Source organism: Lentilactobacillus kefiri (assembly GCF_009739535.1).
GTDB classification, from domain to species: domain Bacteria; phylum Bacillota; class Bacilli; order Lactobacillales; family Lactobacillaceae; genus Lentilactobacillus; species Lentilactobacillus kefiri.
Genome location: NZ_CP029971.1, coordinates 2,081,334 through 2,105,912, shown reverse-complemented (window position 1 = coordinate 2,105,912; position 24,579 = coordinate 2,081,334). Strand labels below are relative to the sequence as shown.

The 24,579-nt window shown below is 42.0% G+C and carries 22 protein-coding genes; 20 read left to right on the top strand and 2 right to left on the bottom strand.

From position 1 onward, the window contains the following. Positions 1-7: 7 nt before the first annotated feature. The 13 genes from smc (at position 8) to DNL43_RS09930 (ending at position 13,498) form a co-directional block, all read left to right on the top strand. Positions 8-3,559: a chromosome segregation protein SMC gene (smc, locus tag DNL43_RS09990; RefSeq protein WP_057962788.1), complete on the top strand. Its 3,552-nt coding sequence runs from the start codon at positions 8-10 to the stop codon at positions 3,557-3,559. Then, a complete protein-coding gene (gene ftsY / locus DNL43_RS09985) occupies positions 3,560-4,984 on the top strand; it encodes a signal recognition particle-docking protein FtsY (protein ID WP_095344960.1) in 1,425 nt (474 codons plus the stop codon). Positions 4,985-5,061: 77 nt separating this feature from the next. Then, positions 5,062-5,403 carry a putative DNA-binding protein gene (locus DNL43_RS09980; protein ID WP_057962787.1) on the top strand — a complete coding sequence of 114 codons (342 nt, stop codon included), beginning with the start codon at positions 5,062-5,064 and terminating at the stop codon, positions 5,401-5,403. Positions 5,404-5,415: 12 nt separating this feature from the next. Then, entirely contained in the window at positions 5,416-6,855 is a 1,440-nt protein-coding gene (ffh, locus tag DNL43_RS09975) for a signal recognition particle protein (RefSeq protein ID WP_156645069.1), read from the top strand. Positions 6,856-7,012: 157 nt separating this feature from the next. Beyond that, positions 7,013-7,288: a 30S ribosomal protein S16 gene (rpsP, locus tag DNL43_RS09970; RefSeq protein WP_054769496.1), complete on the top strand. Its 276-nt coding sequence runs from the start codon at positions 7,013-7,015 to the stop codon at positions 7,286-7,288. 16 nt (positions 7,289-7,304) lie between these two features. Then, a complete protein-coding gene (locus tag DNL43_RS09965) occupies positions 7,305-7,553 on the top strand; it encodes a KH domain-containing protein (protein ID WP_054769499.1) in 249 nt (82 codons plus the stop codon). A gap of 84 nt (positions 7,554-7,637) precedes the next feature. Further along, complete coding sequence (rimM, locus tag DNL43_RS09960; protein ID WP_057962785.1) at positions 7,638-8,159, top strand: ribosome maturation factor RimM; 522 nt, start codon at positions 7,638-7,640, stop codon at positions 8,157-8,159. Next, complete coding sequence (gene trmD, locus DNL43_RS09955; protein ID WP_057962784.1) at positions 8,156-8,953, top strand: tRNA (guanosine(37)-N1)-methyltransferase TrmD; 798 nt, start codon at positions 8,156-8,158, stop codon at positions 8,951-8,953. The genes rimM and trmD overlap by 4 nt, the downstream gene beginning before the upstream one ends. 92 nt (positions 8,954-9,045) lie before the next feature. Next, positions 9,046-9,408 carry a 50S ribosomal protein L19 gene (gene rplS, locus DNL43_RS09950; RefSeq protein ID WP_054769495.1) on the top strand — a complete coding sequence of 121 codons (363 nt, stop codon included), beginning with the start codon at positions 9,046-9,048 and terminating at the stop codon, positions 9,406-9,408. 267 nt (positions 9,409-9,675) lie between these two features. Beyond that, positions 9,676-10,620, top strand: a complete 945-nt coding sequence (gene xerC / locus DNL43_RS09945) for a tyrosine recombinase XerC (RefSeq protein ID WP_057962783.1) — start codon at positions 9,676-9,678, stop codon at positions 10,618-10,620. A gap of 14 nt (positions 10,621-10,634) precedes the next feature. After that, on the top strand, positions 10,635-11,177 hold the full coding sequence (gene hslV / locus DNL43_RS09940) for an ATP-dependent protease subunit HslV (protein ID WP_057962782.1): 543 nt from the start codon (positions 10,635-10,637) through the stop codon (positions 11,175-11,177). 12 nt (positions 11,178-11,189) lie between these two features. After that, entirely contained in the window at positions 11,190-12,602 is a 1,413-nt protein-coding gene (hslU, locus tag DNL43_RS09935) for an ATP-dependent protease ATPase subunit HslU (RefSeq protein ID WP_057962781.1), read from the top strand. Positions 12,603-12,622: 20 nt separating this feature from the next. Next, on the top strand, positions 12,623-13,498 hold the full coding sequence (locus DNL43_RS09930; RefSeq protein WP_054769493.1) for an aldose 1-epimerase family protein: 876 nt from the start codon (positions 12,623-12,625) through the stop codon (positions 13,496-13,498). Between the two features lie 76 nt (positions 13,499-13,574). Here DNL43_RS09930 and plsY read toward each other — a convergent pair whose 3' ends face one another. After that, a complete protein-coding gene (plsY, locus tag DNL43_RS09925; RefSeq protein WP_057962780.1) occupies positions 13,575-14,207 on the bottom strand; it encodes a glycerol-3-phosphate 1-O-acyltransferase PlsY in 633 nt (210 codons plus the stop codon). A gap of 147 nt (positions 14,208-14,354) precedes the next feature. On the opposite strand from plsY, the gene parE reads away from it, so the two are divergent. The 4 genes from parE to DNL43_RS09905 all read left to right on the top strand — a co-directional run bounded on the left by parE (position 14,355) and on the right by DNL43_RS09905 (position 20,781). Continuing rightward, a complete protein-coding gene (parE, locus tag DNL43_RS09920) occupies positions 14,355-16,310 on the top strand; it encodes a DNA topoisomerase IV subunit B (RefSeq protein ID WP_057962779.1) in 1,956 nt (651 codons plus the stop codon). A 14-nt stretch (positions 16,311-16,324) separates the two neighbouring features. Further along, positions 16,325-18,763: a DNA topoisomerase IV subunit A gene (gene parC / locus DNL43_RS09915; protein WP_057962778.1), complete on the top strand. Its 2,439-nt coding sequence runs from the start codon at positions 16,325-16,327 to the stop codon at positions 18,761-18,763. A 102-nt stretch (positions 18,764-18,865) separates the two neighbouring features. After that, positions 18,866-19,825, top strand: a complete 960-nt coding sequence (locus DNL43_RS09910; protein WP_057962777.1) for a LysR family transcriptional regulator — start codon at positions 18,866-18,868, stop codon at positions 19,823-19,825. Positions 19,826-19,854: 29 nt separating this feature from the next. Next, a complete protein-coding gene (locus DNL43_RS09905) occupies positions 19,855-20,781 on the top strand; it encodes a manganese-dependent inorganic pyrophosphatase (RefSeq protein WP_057962776.1) in 927 nt (308 codons plus the stop codon). An 88-nt stretch (positions 20,782-20,869) separates the two neighbouring features. On the opposite strand, the gene DNL43_RS09900 is transcribed toward DNL43_RS09905, so the two are convergent. After that, the gene (locus DNL43_RS09900; protein WP_054769919.1) at positions 20,870-22,141 is read right to left on the bottom strand and encodes an ISL3 family transposase; all 1,272 of its coding nucleotides are present in this window, start codon (positions 22,139-22,141) and stop codon (positions 20,870-20,872) included. A gap of 249 nt (positions 22,142-22,390) precedes the next feature. Here DNL43_RS09900 and msrB point away from each other — a divergent pair, with 249 nt between their 5' ends. The 3 genes from msrB to mutY all read left to right on the top strand — a co-directional run bounded on the left by msrB (position 22,391) and on the right by mutY (position 24,562). Then, positions 22,391-22,819, top strand: a complete 429-nt coding sequence (gene msrB / locus DNL43_RS09895) for a peptide-methionine (R)-S-oxide reductase MsrB (RefSeq protein ID WP_057962334.1) — start codon at positions 22,391-22,393, stop codon at positions 22,817-22,819. 20 nt (positions 22,820-22,839) lie between these two features. Next, on the top strand, positions 22,840-23,361 hold the full coding sequence (msrA, locus tag DNL43_RS09890) for a peptide-methionine (S)-S-oxide reductase MsrA (protein ID WP_057962335.1): 522 nt from the start codon (positions 22,840-22,842) through the stop codon (positions 23,359-23,361). 85 nt (positions 23,362-23,446) lie between these two features. After that, positions 23,447-24,562, top strand: coding sequence for an A/G-specific adenine glycosylase (gene mutY / locus DNL43_RS09885; RefSeq protein ID WP_057962336.1), 1,116 nt, complete (start codon positions 23,447-23,449; stop codon positions 24,560-24,562). Positions 24,563-24,579 lie beyond the last annotated feature (17 nt).

Below are 24,579 nucleotides of genomic sequence, written 5' to 3'. Positions count from 1 at the left end.
AATGATTGTGCAGCTTAAATCCATTGAAATTATAGGTTTTAAATCATTTGCAGATAAAACACTGATCAAATTTCCCGGTGGAATGACCGGAATTGTTGGCCCCAACGGAAGCGGTAAAAGTAATATTGCCGAATCAATTCGCTGGGTGATGGGAGAACAATCTGCCAAAAACCTCCGTGGATCGCGAATGCCTGATGTTATTTTTTCAGGCTCCGCTGATCGACGGTCTTTAGGCATGGCCTCAGTGACGCTAACCCTGGACAATTCCGATCACTTTATCAAAACCCCATTTGATGAATTGAAGCTGTCCAGAAAGCTCTTTCGAAATGGTGACAGTTCATATTATTTGAACGAAAAGCAGTGTCGACTAAAAGATATTACCGACCTCTTTATGGATACCGGGATTGGCCAAGGATCGCTTTCAATCATCTCTCAGGGTAATGTTGAACAGATTTTTAACAGTAAACCTGAAGAACGCCGTTCAATCATTGAAAATGTGGCCGGTGTTTATAAATATAAACAGCATAAGAGTACGGCTCAAAAAGAGATCGATGAAACCACCGATAACTTAAACCGAGTTGAAGATATCATCTCTGAACTTCAAGGCAGAATGGCACCATTGGAAGAGCAAAGCAGCTTGGCAACCGATTATTTGGATCAAAAAAAGCGACTTGATCAATTTTCAAAGAAGCAATTAATTCTGTCGACAAAAAAGTGCCTGGCAGATTCTGAAAAGCTCAAAGCCACTGTGAGTGATAAATCCACATTGGTTAATAAAATTTATGCGCAGGTTCGTCAAGACGAAAACTCACGCGATAAATTAAAAGCCAAGCTGACGGTCGACCGAACAACCATCGACCAATTAAACGATCAGATCCTTGATATAACCGAAAAAATTCAATCACTTAAGAGCAAGCATCAACTTTCTACCCAGGAGAAATCCTTTAAAGATGCAGATTTAAAACGAATCTCAGAACAAATTAAATTAACCGACAAACAGATTGACGACTATCAGGTAAAGCTGAGTCAATCAGTTGATGCCGGAAAACGTTTGTCAGCCAAGATTGACGACAAACAAACGCAATTTGATAAAGTTTCCGCCGAAGAAAAGGCCAACAATGTTTCAACGATTGAATCTGAAATCGACAAGCTCCGTAGTCATTATGTTGACCTGCTTCAGCAAAAGACTGACATCAAAAATCAGATAACGATGAAGACTCATGATGATCAGCAGTTGGAAGAACGTTTGGAATCTCAGCGAAAGCGAATTGCCACGGCAACTGCGGATTTGAAACGTGTCCAAGCCCAACTTGACGAAAAGCGTCAAACGTTGGTACATGCTAAAGCAGAACTGGCAGAGGTGTCCGGCAAGCTGGCCGATTTGACCAAACTCAGGGATACCCGGAAGCAAGCTGTGGACAGCTCCCAGTCAAACTGGCTGGCCGCTCTCAAGATTGCCGAACAGGCCAAAGCCAAGGCTGAATCGCTTCAAAATCTGCATGATTCGTACCGGGGATTTTATCGTGGCGTTGCAAATTTATTAAAACGAAAAAATGAATTAACCGGAATTTTAGGACCAGTGTCCGATTACCTGGAAATTGACGAGAAGTATGTCAAAGCCATTGAAACAGCTCTTGGATCACAAGCTCAACATATTATTGTTGAAGACAACCAAGCAGCGTCAGCGGCCATTCGTTTGCTGACAAAAGAGCGGCTTGGACGAGTGACCTTACTGCCAATTTCAACGATTAATGAACGTCATTTAAATAGCGGAATCGTGCATAATGCCCAAAATACAGCCGGCTTTATTGGAATCGCTGCCGACTTGGTTACCATGCCCGACAATTTGAGCAAAATCAAAGGGTTTCTGTTGGGGACAACACTGATTGCGGATTCACTCAATAACGCCATTAACATCAGCAAACAGATCAACCACCGAACCCGAATTGTGACTTTGGACGGTCAAGTGGTCAATGCCGGCGGTTCTTTAACCGGTGGTGCCAACCGTCATGATAATCAAGGGGTGTTGGTTCAAAAAAATGAACTTGAATCCTTAAACAAGTCCACGGCGCAAATGGACCAAAAGCTGGCACAAAACGAAGAACAACTTCAAAGCGCCAAAGATGAACTGGCCAAAATTGAAGCATCTCACGAACGGGGCCAGCAAAAAGCCTTTCAGCTCAAGCAGCAGGTCAAGGGATTAGCGGATGACTGTCAGTTAGTTGAACAAACAATTACCGACAAGCAGCGAGAAATCAAAACACTTGAGCTGGCCATGAAGAACGCCATGCAGCCTGAACAGGAAACGGCCAGTTCCACATTGTCAAAACAACAGGATACAATCGACGAACAGTTGAAAATGACCAACGACCAACTGGACAGCAAACAAGTTCAACTCGCTAACGTCAAAGAAACCGCCCAGAAGTATGCCGTTGAAAAACAATCGCTACATGAAAAGATTGTCGTCGAGCAACAAAAGCTCAACCAGCTGAAAGTCGACCAGTCAGCCATCAAAAAGCAAATCAGTGATCATCAACAAAATCGCACAGATTTAACTCAACAGCAGACATCATTAAAAGATGAACTGGACAAACAGGTTGATTCCGGCAGTTTAAATCAGCAAATTGAAGCCGCTGGCAAGAAACAAACGCTGCTGAACGATCATTTAAAAGAATTAAAAGAAGCCGTTCAAACCAATCAAGATGATTTGGATAACCTAAATCAGACCATCCAAGATGAGCAAATCAACTTAAACAACGCCAAGTATGAACTGACCAATGCTCAGCAAAGTGCAGCTAAGAATTCTCAGGAACTTGATCATGATCTGACGACTCTTCGTGAAGACTACCAGATTGAGCAGCTGGATTTGAAAAATCCGGACTGGAACTGGGATGAAAAAGAGATTGCCGGCCAGATTAAAATGCTGAGGACCGGGATCGATGAGATTGGGCCAGTAAATATTGGCGCCATTCAAGAATTTAAAGAAGTTTCCAAACGATTTGATTTCCTAACCAAGCAAAAGCAGGATTTAATTGATGCCAAAGATCATTTAACATCGACCATGCGCGAAATGGATTCGACAATTACGACCCGTTTTGGGGATGCCTTTAACAAGGTCCGAAGATCCTTTGCGAAGGTCTTTGTCGACATGTTCGGCGGTGGGGAAGCCAAACTGGTCTTAACCGATCCCAATGACTTGCTTAATACTGGAATTGAAATTATGGTCAAGCCGCCTGGCAAGAATTATCGTAATTTGAACCTGTTATCAGGTGGTGAAAAAGCTTTAACTGCTATTACCCTTTTGTTTGCCATCATCAAGGTTCGACCGGTTCCGTTCTGTATTTTGGATGAGGCTGAAGCTGCATTGGATCCATTTAATGCGGACCGCTTCGCCAAATACTTAAAGCGGTTTGGTGATGAAACCCAGTTCGTTGTCATTACCCATCGTAAGGAAACCATGATTTATGCCGATCAACTGTACGGTGTTACCATGCAGGAATCAGGTGTTTCAAAAGTTGTAACCGTCAATTTGGATAATTTAAAAACAGAGGTGAGTTAATTGGGTCTTTTTGATATTTTTAAACGTCGTTCCAAGAAAAATGAAGAAAAAGAATCAAAGAAATCAACTGAACAAGCTGAGTCAAAACCAAATGCCGAACAAACGGAGAATGAATCTTCAGACAAAGCAACTAATGAGAATAAAACTAAAGAGAATGCAGCTACAGAAAATACTGCTAAAGAAAACGCTAATGAAGCTCCTGCAAATGAGGCCTCAAAGGCGACAGAGAAGCAAACCGCTTCTCAGGAAGAATCACCCGTTGAACCCAATTCAACGGAACAAGCCAAAGAAACAGAGACTGCTGAGCCAGCTTCAGAGACGTCTAATAACCAACAGGTAAATGAAAGTCAGTCGTCAGAAGCCGAAAACTCTCAGGCTGCCGAGGGACACGATGAAACTTCAGCAAAAGAGTCTTCAAACGAGACCAAAGCAACTGAAGCCGAGACTGAACCAGCCGATGAAACCACCCAAGCTGCAGAAAACGATGAATCCACAACCCAACAATATGAAAAGGGATTGGAAAAGTCGCGTTCTTCATTTGGTGAAAAGCTGAATGCCTTACTGGCAAACTTCCGGCACGTTGATGAAACATTCTTTGACAATCTTGAAGACATGTTGATTGAATCAGATGTTGGCTTTGAGACCTCAATGAGAATTACCGATGAGCTCCGGGATGAAGTGAAGCTTCAAAATGCCAAGAAGCCGAAGGACGTTCAGAACGTTATCGTCAAAAAATTGATTGATATGTATGACAAAGCCGGTAACGGTGAAAATTCTGCCATTAACATGGCTAAATCCGGTCCGACTGTCATTTTGTTTGTCGGCGTGAACGGTGTTGGTAAAACAACCACCATTGGAAAAATGGCCAAGATGTACAAAGATCAGGGTAAAAAAGTTGTTTTGGCAGCTGCCGATACCTTTAGAGCCGGCGCTATCGAACAGTTAAACGTCTGGGCTGAACGTGACGGCGTTGATATCGTCAAGGGCAAAGCCAAAAGCGATCCCGCTTCAGTTGTTTATGATGCTGTTCAAAAGGCCAGAGACGAGCAATACGACATCTTAATGGTCGATACTGCCGGACGGCTGCAGAACAAAGTTAATTTAATGAACGAATTAAGCAAAATGAAGAAAATCCTTACCCGTGAAATTCCGGATGCACCTCATGAAGTCCTGTTGGTTCTTGATGCAACAACAGGTCAAAACGCTATGAATCAGGCAAAGATGTTTAAAGAAGCCACAGACGTTACCGGAATTGTCCTGACAAAACTGGATGGGACAGCCCGAGGCGGAATTGTTCTGGCAATTCGCAGTGAGCTGCATTTGCCGGTTAAATATGTAGGGCTTGGAGAAAAAGTGGGCGATCTTCGACCATTTGATCCTAATGACTTCGTTTATGGTCTGTTTAAGGGACTTATTTCTGAATAGCCGGTATTTTGACCGTTGACTGATGTTGTATAAATCGGTACGCTATATTACGTATCGGTCTACAAAGGAGTTTCAGTATGGAACTGGAAAAAAACAACTATATTAATTCTCTGTTTGAATTTTACGAGCCGTTACTAACCAAGAAGCAGGCAAATTACATTGAACTGTATTATGCCGACGATTATTCACTTGGTGAAATTGCGGGTGAGTATAGTGTCAGTCGACAAGCGGTTTACGATAATATCCGACGGTCCGAAAAAATTCTGCAGCAATATGAAGATAAGCTGAACTTATACCATAGTTTTATCGACCGCAACAATAAACTGGATCAAATTCAGACATATGTCGGCAAAAAATATCCACACGATGAAAAATTAAATTCAATGATCAAAAATTTGGAAACAACCGAAGAACAATAAGGGGTGAATTAATTGGCTTTTGAAGGATTAACCGAACGTTTGCAAAACGCCATGAAAACTTTACGGGGTAAAGGAAAGGTCTCTCAGTCAGACCTTCGTGCAACAATGCGCGAAATCAGGTTTGCTTTACTGGAAGCCGATGTTAACTTCCAAGTCGTCCGTGAATTTGTTAAAACCGTTGAAGAACGGGCAAATGGCGCCAAAGTACTTGAAGGCTTAAATCCGTCTCAACAAATTGTTAAAATTGTTGATGAAGAATTAACCAAAACCATGGGGGAAGAAGCCGTTCCCCTCAACAAATCCGAGAAGATTCCAACCATCATCATGATGTCTGGTCTTCAAGGTGCCGGTAAAACCACCACGGCAGGAAAATTGGCTTTAAAGCTGAAGTCAGAGCAAAATGCCCGACCGTTATTAATTGCCGATGATGTTTACCGTCCTGCTGCGATTGACCAATTACAAACCGTTGGTCAACAGATTGATGTCCCCGTTTTTCAATTGGGAACCGATGTTGATCCCGTTGAAATCGCCAAACGGGGAGTTGAAAAGGCCAAAGAAGATCATAATGATTATGTGATCATCGATACCGCCGGTCGACTCCAGATTGACGAAAAGCTGATGGGTGAGTTAAGCAACATCAAAGATGCTGTTCAACCTAATGAAATCCTGTTGGTTATCGATGCAATGACTGGTCAAAACGCCGTTGCAACGGCTGAAGGCTTTAATAAAACATTAGACGTCACAGGTGTTGTTCTTACCAAATTGGATGGTGACACCCGTGGTGGTGCTGCCTTGTCAATTCGAGCCGTTACCCACAAACCAATCAAATTTGTTGGTCAAGGTGAAAAAATGTCTGATTTGGATGTCTTCTATCCAGATCGAATGGCATCTCGAATCCTTGGAATGGGTGATATGCTATCGCTTATCGAAAAGACTCAAAAAGAATATGACGAAAAACAGGCTCAGGAATTAACAGAAAAAATCAAAGAAAATACCTTTGATTTCAATGATTTTGTTGACCAGTTGAATCAAATTCAAAAAATGGGTCCTTTAGATGAAATCATGAAAATGATTCCTGGAATGGCCAATAATCCACAACTTAAGAACGTCAATATGAACCCTAAAGACATGGATCACCTGAAAGCCATTGTTTACTCAATGACCGAACAGGAACGAACAGATCCGGATGTTTTGAATCCATCCAGACGTCGTCGAATTGCCCGCGGGTCTGGTCGACCAGTCCAAGAAGTCAACCGGATGATTAAGCAGTTTACCCAAATGAAGACCATGATGAACAAAGTTTCCAAAGGAAACATGTCCGGAATGGAAAACATGATGAACAGCACCGGAATGGGCGGCAAAATGTCCAAACTTGCTATGAAGCAGTTCAGCCGCAAGATGAAGAAGAACAAGAAACGCCGGATGAAGAAAAACAAGAAGCGTCGTAAATAGCGACAAGTTATTCTTGTTGACACCTCAATTTTGAGATTATCTGGTTCCAACATACCCAATAAACAAGCCATTTTGATGGTGTAAAGAAAAAAACCTTTACAAGCTTTCAAATTACTGGTATATTATTAATCGTTAAAACATTACAGGAGGTAAAAGCATGTCAGTTAAGATTCGTTTAAAGCGCATGGGTTCAAAAAAGCGTCCATATTACCGTATCGTTGTAGCCGATTCACGTAGTCCTCGTGATGGCCGTTTCATCGAAAACGTTGGTACTTACAGCCCATTAGCTCAACCAGCCAAGATTACTCTTGAAGAAGAATCAATCATGAACTGGTTAAACAATGGTGCACAACCATCTGATACTGTTCGTAACATCTTATCAGATGCCGGCATTATGAAGAAATATCACGAAGCTAAATACTCAAAAAAGTAAGTGAGTGATTATCATCATGACAAGTATTGATGGTCTAATTAAGAAAATTATCTCACCGTTGGTAGATTATCCTAAAGATATTGAGATTTCGCATAATGAATCCGATCGATTTATGGAATATCATCTGAGGTTAAACGAAGAAGATATTGGCAGAATCATTGGAAAGCATGGCCACGTGATCCAAACAATCAGAACAATTGTGTATAGTGTTCCGGTTGAAGGTCAAAAGAAAGCTCGTTTGATCGTTGACGATGGGAAACAATAGGGTTCTTAAGCGAAACGTTTGTTTTGCTTAAGAGCTTTTTTCTTATTCAAATTTGGATTGAATTAAAGCTGGAGGAAATATTTAATGAACTATTATAACGTTGGCAAAATTGTCAATACCCAAGGCTTGAAGGGCGAAGTCAGAGTCATTTCGATTACTGACTTTCCCGACAAACGTTTTAAAATTGGTCACACTGTTTTTGCCAAGCTGCCAAATAAAAAAGATTTGGTCAGTTTGACAATTGATGGTGTTCGAAAGCATAAGGGCTTTATTCTGCTTCACTTTAAGGACCATCCTTCAATTAATGATGTTGAGTATTTAAAACCATCCGAACTCAAAATTGATGAAGAAAGCCTATCTAGTGACGACCTTAAGCCTGGTGAATATTATTACCACCAAATCATTGGCTTAACGGTTGTTGACCCGCAAGGCAACCAGATTGGCCAGGTGAAAGAGATTCTGTCTCCTGGTGCAAACGATGTCTGGGTTGTCGAGCGTGATGGTCAAAAGGATTTGCTTCTGCCAAAAATTGATTCAGTCATTACCAAGGTTGACCTTGATAACGGCCAAATCACTGCCGATGTTCCGGAGGGATTAGACGAATGAGAATTGACGTATTAAGTCTATTTCCGGAAATGTTTGCCGTTCCAATGCACGATTCAATTATTGGCAAAGCAATTGAGAAACACATCATTGACTTGGATGTCACCAATTTCAGAGAATTCACGAAGGATAAACACCGTCATGTTGACGATTATCCGTTTGGCGGTGGGGCAGGAATGCTGCTTCAGGCGCAACCCATTCTCGATGCCTACGACCATACCAAACAAGTCGCTGAATCAACCGGATACCCACAGGGAAAAGTTATTTTGATGGATCCAGCTGGAAAGCAGTTCAAGCAACACGATGCTGAAATGCTCTCACACGATGAACATCTCACTTTCATCTGTGGTCATTATGAGGGTTACGATGAACGAATTCGTTCGATTGTGACCGATGAATACTCGCTGGGAGACTTCATTTTAACTGGTGGGGAATTACCAGCTATGGTCATGATTGATGCGATTACCCGTCTCATTCCGGGGGTATTGGGCAACAACCAATCAAGCGTTGAGGAATCATTCTCGACAGGACTTCTGGAAGAACCCCAATATACAAGGCCAGCCGAGTTTCGTGGTATGAAAGTACCCGAAGTATTGATGAATGGTGATCACAAAAAAATTGCCCTTTGGAATCAAAAAGAAGCATTACGCCGCACCTATCTTCGTCGCCCGGATTTGATTGATCACCGAAATTTGACCAGCACGCAAAAGAAGTTGTTTGCCGATGTTCGAATTGAGGAAGAGGAAAAACAAGCCAAGCGTGACGCTGACAAGAAAAACTCCTTTACAGACAAGTAAGGATTGTGGTACACTAATTTTTGGCGCAAGCCGCAAAACAACATTCCGCTGTCAAACAAGATAATGAATGTTAGTGAAAGGAAGATTTGTTTATGCGACAAAATCAATTGATTGACAAGATCAACGAAAAGCAACTACGTAAAGACATTCCAGATTTCCGTGCCGGAGATACTGTTAAGGTTTACGTTAAAGTTGTTGAAGGTACCAGAGAACGTATTCAGTTGTTCGAAGGTGTTGTTATCAAACGCAAGGGTTCAGGAATTCAAGCTACCTACACTGTTCGTAAAGTAAGTAATGGTGTTGGTGTTGAACGAATTTTCCCACTTCATTCACCACGTGTTGATAAAATCGAAGTAGTAAGACAAGGACACGTACGTCGTGCTAAGCTTTACTACCTGCGTGACTTACAAGGTAAGGCTGCTCGTATTCGAGCTTCACTTCGTTCACGTGCATAAAGATCCAAAAACGACTGAATCGATTTTCGATTCAGTTTTTTTGTGCCTATTTTTATTAAATCAAGTTAATCAAAAGTTAAATTCAACTTAAGCATGTGATCAATCACTACCAAATTACGATGAAGTATGTAAAATGACGGTTAATTCGATGACTCATATCGAATTTAGTTTTCGTTAATTTCGGTGTAATTCGGGCACAATCATCGTTTATTTGCTATGATATATATTAGTACTTGAACGCGATTACATCGTTGAGGATGGTGGGTAATGACTGAATTAAGTAAAGATCAAAAAAATATTCAGTGGTTCTTAAAATACTTGCGCAGTGACCGGAATTATTCCGATGATACTGTCCAAGCTTATCAGCAGGCAATCACAGAATTTTGTGATTTTCTTGATGAAGTTCCCACGGATAAAAAAGAACTGACAAAAGTTGATTCATTTGACGTCGAATCATTTTTAACCAATTTGTATGAAAAGCAATATGCCAGGAATTCGATTGCTCAAAAGGTTTCGGCACTCAAGTCGCTTTACGCATTTTTAGTTAAAAATGAAGTGATCGCTAATAATCCGTTTGAATATGTTCATCTGAAAACCAATAACCGGCGATTGCCGCGTTTCCTCTATCAAAACGAAATGCGGGCGCTCTTTGAGGGTGCCAAGCATAACGCCAACCCGCAGCTTGGATTGAGAAATTCAGCAATCCTGGAAATCTTGTACGCCACTGGCATTCGGGTTAGTGAATGTGCTGGCATTCGGCTGAATGATATTGATTTGGACAATCGGACGATTTTAGTAACTGGGAAGGGCAACAAGCAAAGGTACGTTCCCTTTGGGGGATATGCTCAAGAAGCAATTGAAAGCTACCTGAGCGGCGCCAGAGAGCCCATCATGAAGCAGTATCATCAAACTCACCAGTTCTTGTTTATCAATCACTACGGCCGCCGGTTATCTGCACGGGGCATTGAATATATCATGGATGAAATTGTGAAACAAAGCAGTCTCACCACCAAGATTCATCCCCACATGCTGCGACATACTTTTGCCACAGAGATGCTCAATAACGGTGCTGACATGCGGTCGGTTCAGGAGTTACTAGGTCACAGCAGTCTGTCCACCACCCAAATTTATACACACGTTACCAAGTCACATTTAATGGATGATTATAAAAAGTACTTTCCCAGAAATAATGATTCATTAAAATCAAACTAAAAAAGGGGTATATTATGCCAATCAAATTTGAAGCAACTACCATCGTTGCCGTTCGTCATAATGGCCATCTGGCCATGGCCGGAGACGGTCAGGTCACAATGGGTGAAAAAGTTATCATGAAGGGAACCGCACACAAAGTCCGTCGAATCTATAACGACAAAGTTGTCGTTGGATTTGCCGGAAGTGTTGCCGATGCATTCAACCTTGAAGAACGTTTTGAAAAGAAACTCAATCAATTTGACGGTGATCTTAAACGATCTTCCGTTGAACTGGCTCAAGAATGGCGTGGCGATCAACAGCTGCAAAAGCTGGAAGCTCTTTTGATCGTCATGAATGATAAAGATTTACTCCTGGTTTCCGGTCAAGGAGAAGTCATTGAACCCGACGACGATATTTTGGCAATTGGTTCCGGCGGCAACTTTGCATTAGCTGCCGCAACTGCAATGAAGCATCATGCCAAAGACATGACTGCCAGAGAAATTGCCGAAGCTGCCATTCACATTGCCGGAAATATCGATATTTTCACCAATCAAAACGTTATTTCTGAAGAATTATAGGAGGAACTTAAATTGACTGAGTCAACTCAAACACCAAGAGAAATCGTTGAAGTTTTGGACCAGTACATTGTCGGCCAAGACGAAGCGAAAAAAGCGGTAGCAGTTGCTTTACGTAATCGATACCGCAGAATGCAGTTATCAAAAGATATGCAGGATGAAATTTCCCCAAAGAATTTATTGATGATCGGACCGACCGGAGTTGGTAAAACTGAAATTGCCCGCCGCTTGGCAAAAATTGTCAATGCACCGTTCGTCAAAGTCGAAGCAACCAAGTTTACCGAAGTCGGCTATGTTGGTGGCGACGTTGAGTCAATGGTTCGAGACCTTGTCGAAAACGCCATTCAACTCGAAAGAGCCGATCAGTACAAGCAGGTCCACGTTGAAGCTGAAAAAAGAGCCAACAACGAACTGGTTAAATTATTAGTACCTGCCAAGAAAAAAGAAAATCGTCAAAATGACATGCAAAATTTGATGAACATGTTTACCCAGCTGCAAAAAGGTCAAGCACCAACAACCGACGATTCAGACAAAGAAGAAGTAACCGACGATATTCGTGAAAAACGGATGTCAACTGCTGAAAAGTTAAAAGACGGTTTATTGGAAAATGATCAGGTTGAAATTGAGATGGACGATCCGTCACAACAGCCAGCTGGTCAAAGTACAATGCTCAACCAGATGGGAATTGATTTAAACGATACCCTTGCCGGCTTAATGCCCAAAAAGAAGATCAAGCGAACGGTTCCGGTTAGCGAAGCCCGTGAAATTTTGACCCGTCAAGCGTCAGAAAATCTGATTAACAAGGCTGATCTGTACCATAATGCGATTGTTCGGGCTGAAAACACCGGAATCATCTTCATTGATGAAATCGACAAGATTGCGCCAGGTAAGTCACAAAACAGTGGTGAGGTTTCTCGTGAAGGGGTTCAACGTGATATTTTGCCAATCGTTGAAGGTTCACAGGTTAATACCAAATATGGTTCAGTAAACACGGATCATATGCTGTTTATTGGCTCAGGAGCCTTTGCTGAAAACAAGCCTTCTGATTTAATTCCCGAATTGCAAGGCCGGTTCCCAATCCGTGTTGAGCTAAAGGATTTAACCAAAGACGATTTTGTCAGAATTTTGACCGAACCAACCAATTCTTTGACCAAACAATACATTGCCTTAATTGGAACTGACAACATTAAAGTCACTTTCACGATTGAAGCAATTAACCGAATTGCTGAAATTGCGACCGAAGTCAACCACAATACGGATAATATTGGTGCCCGTCGTTTGCACACGATCCTTGAAAAGCTGCTTGAAGATATCCTTTATGAAGGACCTGATATGCAGATGGGAGACATCACCATTACCGAAAAATATGTCGATGACAAAGTCGGTAAATTAGCTAAAAACAAAGATCTTTCACGTTACATTCTTTAATAGTTGGAGGAAGAGATTTCATGATTACATTGAAGAATCAGTATCTCACGGTTTTAATTAATGAATTTGGAGCAGAACTTACCAGCGTTAAGGACACATCTGGGCTGGAGTATATTTGGCAGGCAGATCCGAGCTTTTGGAAACGCCACGCGCCAATTCTATTTCCAATTGTCGGCCGTTTAAAAGATAATCAGTATGACTATCAGGGAAAGACATACCAAATGACCCAACATGGTTTTGCCCGGGACAACCAATTCAAGGTTGAATCACAATTACCGACGAAAGTTTCCCTAGTTCTAAGACCAACAGATGAAACGCTGGCCAAATATCCATTTAAATTTGAGCTCCGCATCATTTATGAGCTTGTGGATCATCAGCTTAAAGTCAGTCTAAACGTGATGAATCCTTCTGAAGACACCTTATTATTCTCAATTGGTGCCCATCCAGGCTTTAACATCCCATTGGTTAAAAATGAGGGGAGCTTTGAAGACTCATTTGTGAGAGTTGCCCCTAAGAAACGCTATACCCAAATTCCTCTAAAACCGCCTTACAGTGATCCTGAGGATTCAAAGGTAATTGATCTGACAAAGCCTTTACCACTCAACCACGACCTGTTTAACAGCGACGCCATCGTTCTCAGCCTCGAAGGTAAGGAAACGACCGTCATGTTGGCCAACAGCCAAAATGACCACGGGGTTTCATTAACCGTCGAAAATGCGCCATATGTTGGCATCTGGTCACCATATCCCAAGAAGGCACCATTTGCCTGCATCGAACCTTGGTGGGGACTGGCTGACACTGTCGACTCAAACGGCAAGCTGACCGATAAGTTTGCGATCAACAAGTTGGAAGGTCGACACGCATTTGCTGGTAAATATCAAATCAGTTTCTTTTAAAAATTGCAAAACAAAAACGAGTGACTCCTTCAAAAAGAATCGCTCGTTTTTGATTTTTATATTGTTACTCCAAGAATTATTGGGCTTTTTTCTTCCGTATCATATTTCCGAGTCCAAATGGTACCATGCTTTCAGTTCCGTTTTTAATCCGACTGATGTTTGCCCGGTGCCGATAAAAAATAAACACGGTTAAAACGGCTGCCAAAATACTCAAGAATACATCGTGAGTGAAGAAAATCGCGATGGTGGTTAATGTAAAGCCGATCATACTGGCCAAGCTGACCATGCTGGTTAACAGAATGACTAAAATCCAAATGCCAGCCGCCAGGAAGAAGAAAGCCGGCTTATACGCCAACAGCATCCCCGCACTGGTAGCAACTGCCTTGCCACCCTTGAACTTATCAAAGACGGAAAAGGTATGCCCCAGAATTGCCATCAAGCCAAATACCAAAGGACTAATCATTGTGATGTGGAAAAAGGTTGGTAGTAACGTTGCAACAGCACCTTTGGAGATGTCCAGGGCCATGACAATGGTCCCGGCAATCGGACCTAAAACACGATATGTATTAGTGGTACCGATGTTTCCCGAACCGTGGCGGCGAATATCTACGTGAAAAAAGATTTTGCCGATCCAAACACCACTTGGAATCGAGCCCAGTAAATAAGCTGTTACTAACAGCATTATAATTTGTTCAATATTCGAATTCATCTTAAACCTCTCAGTAATCGCAATTAATAAACATAATAGCGTTTCTCATTTTAGCATGTAATTTGCATTCAGCCAATAAAATTTCGTTTCCATAACCGTAAATTTAGGTTATTATGAAGTAGATTGCAAAAAAAGGAGTCATAACGAATGGTAAAGCAAAAGCAAAAATATGATGATTCCTCGATTCAAATTCTTGAGGGACTCGACGCAGTTAGAAAGCGTCCCGGAATGTACATCGGCTCCACAGACTCACGCGGCTTGCATCATCTAGTTTATGAAATAGTTGATAACGCCGTTGATGAAGTCTTGGCCGGTTATGGGGACGAGATCCAAGTATCAATTCATAAAGACAACAGTGTTACGGTTGTCGATCATGGAAGAGGAATGCCAGTTGGCATGCACGCTTCAGGTAAACCAACACCTGAGGTTATTTTGACGATGCTTCATGCTGGTGGAAAGTTTGGCCAAGGTGGTTATAAGACTTCCGGAGGCCTGCATGGTGTTGGTGCCAGTGTCGTTAACGCCCTTTCATCATGGCTGAAAGTTGTGATTGTCCGTGATGGTTACCGTTATGAAGAAGATTTTAAAAACGGTGGTCATCCGGTTGGAACCCTTAAAAAATTGGGTAAAACACGTGCCCATAGCGGAACAACCGTAACTTTCAAGGCGGATCCAACGATTTTCACAACCACAGTTTATAACTTCTCAATTCTTTCCGAACGGCTCAGAGAATCTGCTTTTCTACTCAAGGGAACTAAAATTACCCTGACTGATGAACGGACCGGCCAGGAGCAGGAAGAAGTCTTCCACTATGAGGAAGGAATCAAAGAGTTCGTTCAATACTTAAATGAAGACAAGCATACCCTTGGGGACATCATGTTTTTTGACGGCAAAAAAGACGGTGTTGAAGTCGAAGTTGCCGCCCAATATAACGATGGTTATTCAGAGACCATGCTATCATTTGTTAACAACGTTCGGACCAAAGATGGTGGAACTCACGAAGCCGGGTTACGAAACGCCTGGACAAAAGCCTTCAATGACTATGCCAGAAAAGTCGGCATGCTTAAAGACAAAGATAAAAACCTCGAAGGTAGCGATGTTCGGGAAGGCCTTTCGGTTGTCCTGTCATTGAGAATTCCAGAAGAAATTCTTCAATTTGAAGGTCAAACCAAAGAGAAACTGGGAACTCCCGAAGCCCGTTCAATCGTTGACAGTGTTGTCAGCGAGAAGTTGGGCTACTATTTGATGGAAAATGGTGAGTTTGCTCAGACGCTGGTTCACAAAGGTCTTCGTGCCCGTGAAGCCCGTCAAGCTGCCAGAAAAGCTCGGGATCAAACACGAAGCGGCAAGCGCCATAAGAAACAGGAACGTTTATTATCCGGTAAATTAACACCCGCTCAATCCAAAGATTACAGCCGTAATGAACTGTTCCTGGTCGAAGGTGATTCTGCCGGCGGTTCTGCTAAACAGGGCCGTGACAGACGTTACCAGGCCATATTACCGCTTCGAGGCAAGGTCTTGAACACTGAACGGGCCAAGCTTCCTGAAATTATGAAAAACGAAGAAATCAATACCATGATCTACACCATTGGAGCCGGTGTTGGCGCTGACTTTAACATTGATGATGCCAATTACGACAAAATCATTATCATGACCGATGCCGATGATGATGGTGCCCATATTCAAATTCTTCTGTTAACTTTCTTCTACAAATACATGCGACCAATGATTGATAACGGTCGGGTGTTTATTGCGCTGCCACCACTCTATAAACTTCAAAAAGGTGCCGGCAAGAAGTTAAAGGTTCAGTATGCTTGGACCAATGAAGAATTAGCCAAAGTTTCCAAAGAATTTGGGAAAGGTTACAGTCTCCAACGATTTAAAGGTCTGGGAGAAATGAACGCCGATCAATTGTGGGAAACCACAATGAATCCAGATACCAGAACTTTAATTCGGGTTCGAATTGATGATGCTGCCCTTGCTGAAAAACGGGTAACCACCTTAATGGGGGACAAAGTTGAACCCCGAAGAAAGTGGATTGAACAAAATGTGAAGTTCAACCTGGAAGAAGACGGCAGTATTTTGGATAATACTAAAGAATAGGGGGGCAGCGAGAAATGAGTAAAATTGAAAGTTTGACCCTCGAAAATGTCATGGGGGAACGTTTCGCCAGATATTCCAAATCAATCATTCAAGAACGAGCTTTACCGGATATCCGCGATGGCCTCAAACCAGTTCAACGCCGAATCTTATACGCGATGAACAAAGACGGTAATACTTACGATAAAGCATTCCGAAAGTCGGCCAAGTCAGTCGGAAATGTCATGGGTAATTTTCATCCCCATGGCGATAGCTCGATTTATGAAGCGCTGGTTCGAATGAGTCAGGACTGGAAAGTCCGCGAACCACTGATTGAAATGCACGGTAACAATGGATCCATGGATGGTGATCCACCTGCTGCCATGCGTTATACCGAAGCTCGATTAAGCAAAATTTCCAGTGAAATGATGCGGGATATTGATAAGGACACCGTTGATTGGGTGCTTAATTTTGATGATACCGAGTACGAACCAGTTGTTTTACCAGCCAGATTCCCCAACCTATTGGTGAACGGTTCAACCGGTATCTCAGCCGGTTATGCAACCGATATTCCACCGCATAATTTAGGCGAAGTCATCGATGCCATTTTGTACCTGCAAAAGCATCCCGACGCAAGTTTGGATGAATTAATGCAGTTTGTGAAGGGCCCTGATTTTCCAACCGGAGCAATTGTTCAGGGAATTGATGGCATCAAGAAAGCTTACGAAACCGGACACGGTAAAATCATTGTCCGCTCGAAAACATCCATCGAACCACTGAAGGGTAATAAATCACAGATTGTCATTACCGAGATTCCTTATGAAGTTAACAAGGCCCAACTTGTTAAACGAATCGATGAAATCCGTCTTAACAAAAAAGTTGATGGAATTTCTGAAGTCCGTGACCAAAGTGACCGTAACGGACTGAGTATCGTCATTGAATTAAAACGTGACGTCGACTCCAAAGGAATTCTGAACTACTTATTCAAGAATACCGATCTGCAGGTATCCTATAACTTCAATATGGTTGCGATTTCTCATATGCGTCCAGAACGGTTATCATTAAAGAAAATTCTGGTTGCCTACTTGGAATTCCAACAACAAGTTATCAAGAAACGTACCAAATACAACCTGAAAAAAGCTCAGGACCGTCAACACATTGTCGAAGGCTTAATCAAGGCGCTCTCAATTCTTGATAAAGTAATTAAAACAATTCGTGCCAGCAAGAACCGAAAAGACGCCCACGACAATTTAGTCAAAGAGTACGACTTTTCAGAAAAGCAATCCGACGCAATTGTTGCCTTACAACTTTATCGCTTAACTAATACCGATGTCATCGAGCTTGAAAAAGAACATCAGCATCTTTCAGACGAGATTACCAAGTTCAAAAAGATTATTGATAGTCCAAAAGAACTTAATCGTGTATTAGCTAATGAATTACGTGCCCTGGCAAAGACTTATCGCAGTGCCCGGCGAACTGAAATTCAAGAAAAAGTTTCAGACATTAAAATTAATACCGATGTTTTGGTTCCGGATGAAGACGTTGTCGTTTTAGTCAGTCATGACGGTTACATCAAACGTAGTAGCATTCGTTCATACAAGGCTTCAACAACGGATACCGGCTTGAAAGACGAAGATTATCCAATCTTTATGGAACAGTTGAATGCCCGTGATCATCTGTTTATGTTTACCAACAAAGGAAACTTAATTTATCGTCCAGTCTATGAATTGGCTGATGTTAAATGGAAAGACACTGGTGAACATATTTCTCAGACAATTGGTCTTGATTCCGATGAAGAAATTATCGGCACCTATGCTTTCAGTTCGCTCAAAGAAAAGGGAATCTTCCTGATTGCAACGGATGAAGGACATGTTAAGCAGACCAACTTTGCCGACATGACGCCTGGCCGGACCTACAAGTCGCATGCCTATACTTACGAAAAGCTTAAGGACCAAGGCGACAGAGTTGTTTCAATCCATTATCTGCCAACTCCACAAGCCACTGATCAGTTATTGTTGATTTCCGAACACGGATTAGCCTTGCGTTACAACATCGACGAAGTTCCTGTGAACGGTGCCCGAACAACCGGCGTTAAATCAATGGCACTTCGTGGTGAAGATAAAGTTACCGATTTACAGCTTGTTAAAGATGACGGCGTTGTTGCCATTGTCACTCAACGCGGTGCATTCAAGAAATTAGCCATCAAGGAAATTCCTAAGACATCCCGAGCTCGTAAGGGAGTCATGATTCTCCGTGAACTCAAGAACAAGCCACATCGAATCGTTGATTTCTGCACGATTGCCAGTGACGATCAACCACTTGAAGTGCGTACCGATCATCGCCGGGTTCATGATATTTTACCAAGTGATTACTCATTAGGTGGCCGATACTCCAATGGATCGTTTGTCATTGATGTTGACAGTGAAGGCACGCCGGTTTCCATTCGACCAAAATTTACCGACTTATCAATTGATTAAGTTTTTACCATATTAATTGATTGTGTTAGTAATAAGAATTATCATAATAGCAGTATCCTGTTAATTATTGAAGGTCGCAAGGGACCGATAAGGAGAGTCTGAATGAAAACCACTCAGGAAAATATTTTTGCATCAAAAACTTTATCGTATTTCCTCCAATTGTCCGAAACAATGAACTATACCCAAGCTGCTCAAATTTTAGGAATTACTCAGCCAGCGCTGACCCAACAAATTAAGAAGCTTGAGCGGACAATGGGAACTGAACTATTTTACTCAGTTGGCAAAAAATTACGGTTGACTGACGCAGGGGTGATTATGTTAAAGACCACCCGGCAAATTTACGACCTGTTAAATGACGCTAACGATCAGATTCAGCAAGCAACCAGTTCAACAACCGGTCAAATTAACCTAGGCATTTTGGCTTCAATTGAAACCAAAGTTTTTGAAGATTTTGCCTTGGAATTATATAAAGAAAATCCCGACTTGGAAATCAACTTCCATATGTTGACGAGAAAAGAAATTTGGGAAAGTCTTGAAAACAACCGGATTGATTTGGCGATTATGTATCTGCCTGATGAGTCTATCAAAAACTGGAAACCATATAGTTCCAAAAAGATCATCTCCGATGATTTATTGTTTATCCATCACAATCCAAGCCTGGCTAAACGTAAGCGGGTACGCTTGAAGGATGTTAACGATCGACCATGGGTGATGTATCCACAAGATTATTACCTGAACCAAACTTTACATGAATCATTCAAAAATCAGATGGTTGATTGGCCAAAGGTCGTTGCCCGATACACAATGCCTGAGCAAATTTTGAAGTTTGCAATCAATTCTCACACCAATACGGCGTTACCTAAATCTTATATGTTGAACATCGACTTGAAGAAGTTGACTGACGACGACATTTGGGTCACTGAATTGGATCCAAAAGTGAAGTTTGATTTGAATTTTGTTTACCGCAACCGGAAGAATGAAATTCCACGAATTGAAAGATTCCTAGAGAAGTTCGACGATTTTCTCGCAAAAGAAGATTATTTAACCCGTTTAGGGAAATAAAATATTAATAATAAAAGGAGATCATTTAGATGAGTAAAGAATTAGTTTTTGGACATCAAAGTCCTGATACCGACGCCATTGTTGCTGCTAAAGCATTTTCATACCTTCAAAACAAATTGGGATATGATACTGAGGCTGTTGCTTTGGGTGAACCTAATTCAGAAACCGCATTTGTCCTTAATTATTTTGACGAACCAACTCCACGAGTTATTAAAACTGCTAAAAACGAAGTTGATTCAGTTATGTTGGTTGATCACAACGAATTTCAACAAAGTGTTAGTGACATCAAAGATTTGACGATCACCCATGTTGTTGATCACCACCGAATTTCAAACTTCCAAACTGATCAACCATTGTATTACCGTGCTGAACCACTTGGCTGCTGCAGTACAATCATCGTTAAGATGTTTAATGAAAACAAGGTTGAGATTCCAGCCAAACTTGCCGGATTAATGTTATCAGCAATCATTTCTGATACATTACTTCTCAAATCACCAACTACCACCGATGAAGACAGAACTGCCGTTAAGAATTTGGCAAAAATCGCCAACGTCGATTATGAAAAGTATGGTATTGAGATGCTTAAAGCTGGAACCAACGTTTCAGCCAAAAGCGATCAGGAATTAATTGATGGCGATGCCAAGTCATTCACTATGGGTGGCAAGAGTGTTCGTATCGATCAAATCAACGTTGTTGAATTCAGCGAAATCGACAAGCGTAAAGCTGACATCGAAAAAGCAATGAAAGCTGAAGCTGCTGATAAGGGTTACGACTTATTCTTAGTTTTGATTACCAATGTTTTGAACAGTGATTCCAAGATGATTGTTGTCGGTGAACCGGCATCAGCTGTTGAAAAAGCATTTAACAGCAAGTTATCTGACAGCACATTGTCATTACCAGGTGTTGTTTCACGTAAGAAGCAAGTTGTACCTCCATTGAACGATATTTTAAACTAATCAGATCTTCACTAAAGCGACCATCGCCAATCTTTTTGATTGGGTTCTTCGTCAACTGTTGTTGGTGAACAAAATATTGGAGTTCTAATCACTTGGTGATTAGGGCTCTTTTTGTATGAACTCGAAAAGCGAACAGCACTCTTAGCCGGAATCTGAAGAAGTTTCGGTAACCAAATCCAGTGCGCTTAATGACTTTAATCTTGTTGTTTGAACCTTCTAAGGGCCCGTTGGTGTAGTGGTGGGTGAAAGTGTTGCCAATTTCATCATGATGAGCCGCCAAGGTTTGGAGGGCTGCCAACATCTCTTCCGAGCACCCCTGCAGGTGGTGAAAGGCTTGATTATAGTTGGGCCAGTCGCGGTTTTTGATGGTTTCACGTAACCAATTCATCACGTCGTAAGTTTGCTTGAGCTCGGGATCAATGTCCAGTAAAGCATCAACCACATCCGTGGCAGTTGCCGGATAAGGGAAGTTTGTCCACTTGCGGAAAGCCTCGTAGTTAAGGTGATTGGCCGGCGTTAATAATAGTTTCCAATAGCGTTTCAAGGCGTGATACTGGCGCGAGGAAGTGGCCAGGGTTTTCATGAGACGCACTCGCGTCTTGTTAAAAGCCCGGTTTAAAGCGTTAACTAAGTGAAAAGGATCAATAACAACGATGGCGTTCGGGAAGATCTGCCCAACCAATTTGGGATAGGTATAGTTCATATCGGTGACGATAATTTTCACATTTTCTCGTGCGGCTTGGTCATAATGCTGGAAATACTTTTGAAGCTGATAGATGGTTCTAAAGGGCAATAGGTCAATTAATTCGTGGGTTTCGGCGTCCATAAATTCAAAGCTCATCGCGTCGGTGGCACTCTTAGTGCTTTTAACTTCGTCCATGAGGAGAACTTTGGGTAAGTAGTGCCAGTTGGTTTTAAAGTCCCGTTCAGCCCGTAAGAGCTGCCGACCAACGAATGAATCCGAAGTGGACAATTCATTGGCAATGTGTTTGAGGCTCACTGGTTCCGTTAACTTCTCTAAACATTGTTTCCGGGTTGTATTTGAAATCGTGCAGTGCTTCGGCACTGCACTCGTCTGCGCCAGGAAGTTGGTATGACAAGCCTTACAGTGAAAGTTTCGCCGATTGAGGCATAGGATAACCGTGCTGCCCAATGTTTTAGCGAATCTAATGGTGGTCCTTCGCCAACCATAGCCAATGATCTGGTGATCATTAATAACCCCACAGTTGCGGCAAGCCTTGGGGGAATAGTTCAGCGACCCGTTTAATCGGATCACCCCATCATCACCTATTTTGCCATTCTCAATTTTTAAGTGTTTATCATCTATTCCTAACAACATTTTCGTAGTATCATTTGACATAGGGCATTTCCTTCTTTCTCTAAAATCTTCGTGGTTGTTGGTTTTGATGAACGGACAGGAAATGTCCGCTTTTTTATTCTAATGAAAAACAAAAAATCTGTCATCAGTAATAGATAAAAATCTATTACCAACAACAGATATTGTAGAGCCTTTGATTGGCGATGGCCGTTTTTGTTTACTTTGATCAGAGTGCCCCGTATAATGAAAACAGTTAGATTGTACACAATCTATTCAGGATGGAGGGCTATAATGAACAAAGAAGACCTTAAGAGCAGATTGACGCCCGAACAATATGCCGTAACGCAAAATAAGGGTACTGAGGCACCGTTTAGTGGTGAGTATGATGACTTTTACCAGGAAGGCATTTACGTTGATGTTGTGAGCGGAGAACCGCTATTTTCATCAACTGATAAATATGATGCCGGTTGTGGATGGCCGTCATTTACGAAACCGATTGATAAGTCCCACATTGACAATCATTTGGATATGTCTCATGGCATGATCCGTGAAGAAGTTCAAGGTAAGGAGTCCGGTTCACATCTTGGCCACGTCTTTCCGGACGGTCCCAAAGATGCCGGCGGTCACAGATTTTGTATCAATTCAGCAGCTTTGAAATTTATTCCGGTTGCCGAATTGGATGCTAAGGGATACAGTGAATATAAACAATTATTTGAATAAATGAAATTGAGGTGCAATGGATGGAAGATACAGCAATTTTTGCAGGTGGATGTTTTTGGTGCATGGTAAAGCCGTTTGATACCATGCCTGGGATCAACAAAGTTGTTTCCGGATATACCGGCGGCCATGTTCCAAACCCGACTTATGAACAAGTATCCAGCCATACGACCGGACACACAGAAGCAGTTAAAATTTATTTTGATCCTGAAGTGATCAGTTATAAGCAACTGGTTGAAATTTACTGGCATCAAACTGATCCCACGGATGCAATGGGTCAATTCCAAGATCGTGGTGACAATTACCGCCCAGTTATCTTTGTCAAAGATGACGAACAGCGCAAAATTGCTGAAGCCTCTAAAAAAGCGTTGGCAGAAAGCGAACAGTTTGACAGCCCAATTGTCACTCAAATCGAAGATGCCAAGCCATTCTACCCGGCTGAAGAAGAACACCAGGAATTCTACAAAAAGAACCCACTAAGATTCCAAATGGAAGAAATGGGTGGCCGAGAAAAATTCATTAAACAAAACTGGCAAAAGCATTAAGATCTAAGCAGCAAGTTACACTTATGAATGGTGGTGCTTGCTGTTTTTGTGCGTCATTGATTTTTATTAATGGAGGGAATTACAAGTGATTGAATGGTCCCAAGAGACGATCACGGCATTTCAAAAAACTTTACTCAACTGGTATGACCAACATAAACGGGATCTGCCTTGGCGTAAGGATCATGATCCATATCACGTCTGGGTCTCAGAGATTATGCTGCAACAAACTCAGGTGCAGACCGTTATTCCATACTATCTGAGGTTTATGAAAGAATTCCCCACCGTTCAGGCACTGGCAGATGCCGACGAAGCCCATTTGATGAAAGCTTGGGAAGGCCTGGGATACTATTCTCGTGCCAGAAACTTACAAAAGGCCGCTCGCCAAATTGTGACGGATTATCATGGTCAATGGCCAACGACTGTTAAGGGCCTCCAAGAACTCAGTGGTGTTGGCCCATACACTGCCGGCGCCATAGCAAGTATCGCGTTTAACCAGCCGGTGGCAGCCATTGATGGGAATGCCTTTCGAGTCTTTTCCAGATTACTGGAAATTGACGATGATGTTGCCAAACCCCAAACAAGAAAAGTCTTTGAAAATGTGGTCGATCAGATCATTTCAAAGGATCGACCAGGTGATTTTAATCAAGCCATTATGGATTTGGGTACCAGCTACATGTCGGCTGCAAACTATGATTCGAGTCATTCCCCGGTAAAAGAATTTAACCAGGCCTATCTTGACGGCATTGAAGATCAATTTCCTGTCAAAACGAAGAAAAAGCGGCCAGTCCGCCATGATTTCTTTGCCTTAGTGTTACACGCGGACAACCAGATTTTATTTGACAAACGCCCGTCAACCGGCATTCTTGCCAATTTCTTGATGTTTCCGATGTTTGACCAACATGACTTAATTAAGGATAAATCAGACTCACAAGAAGTTCTGATTCATCGAGTTGAAGAACAAATGAGCACTGAGGATCGATTGCCGGTCCATCTTCATCAGTTGCCGGCCAAACCCGTCATTCATACTTTCACTCATCAGCAATGGCACATTACCTTGTTGAGAGGAAGCTTACCAGCCGATTCAGATCTCAGCTACTTTCCTGGTAAATGGATTCAGATTGATCATTTCAATGATATTGCCTTTCCAAAGGTTCAGTTAAAAATGTGGCAGGCGTATCAAAAAGCAATCGCAAAAAAATAAACCACTTCTTTCAACAA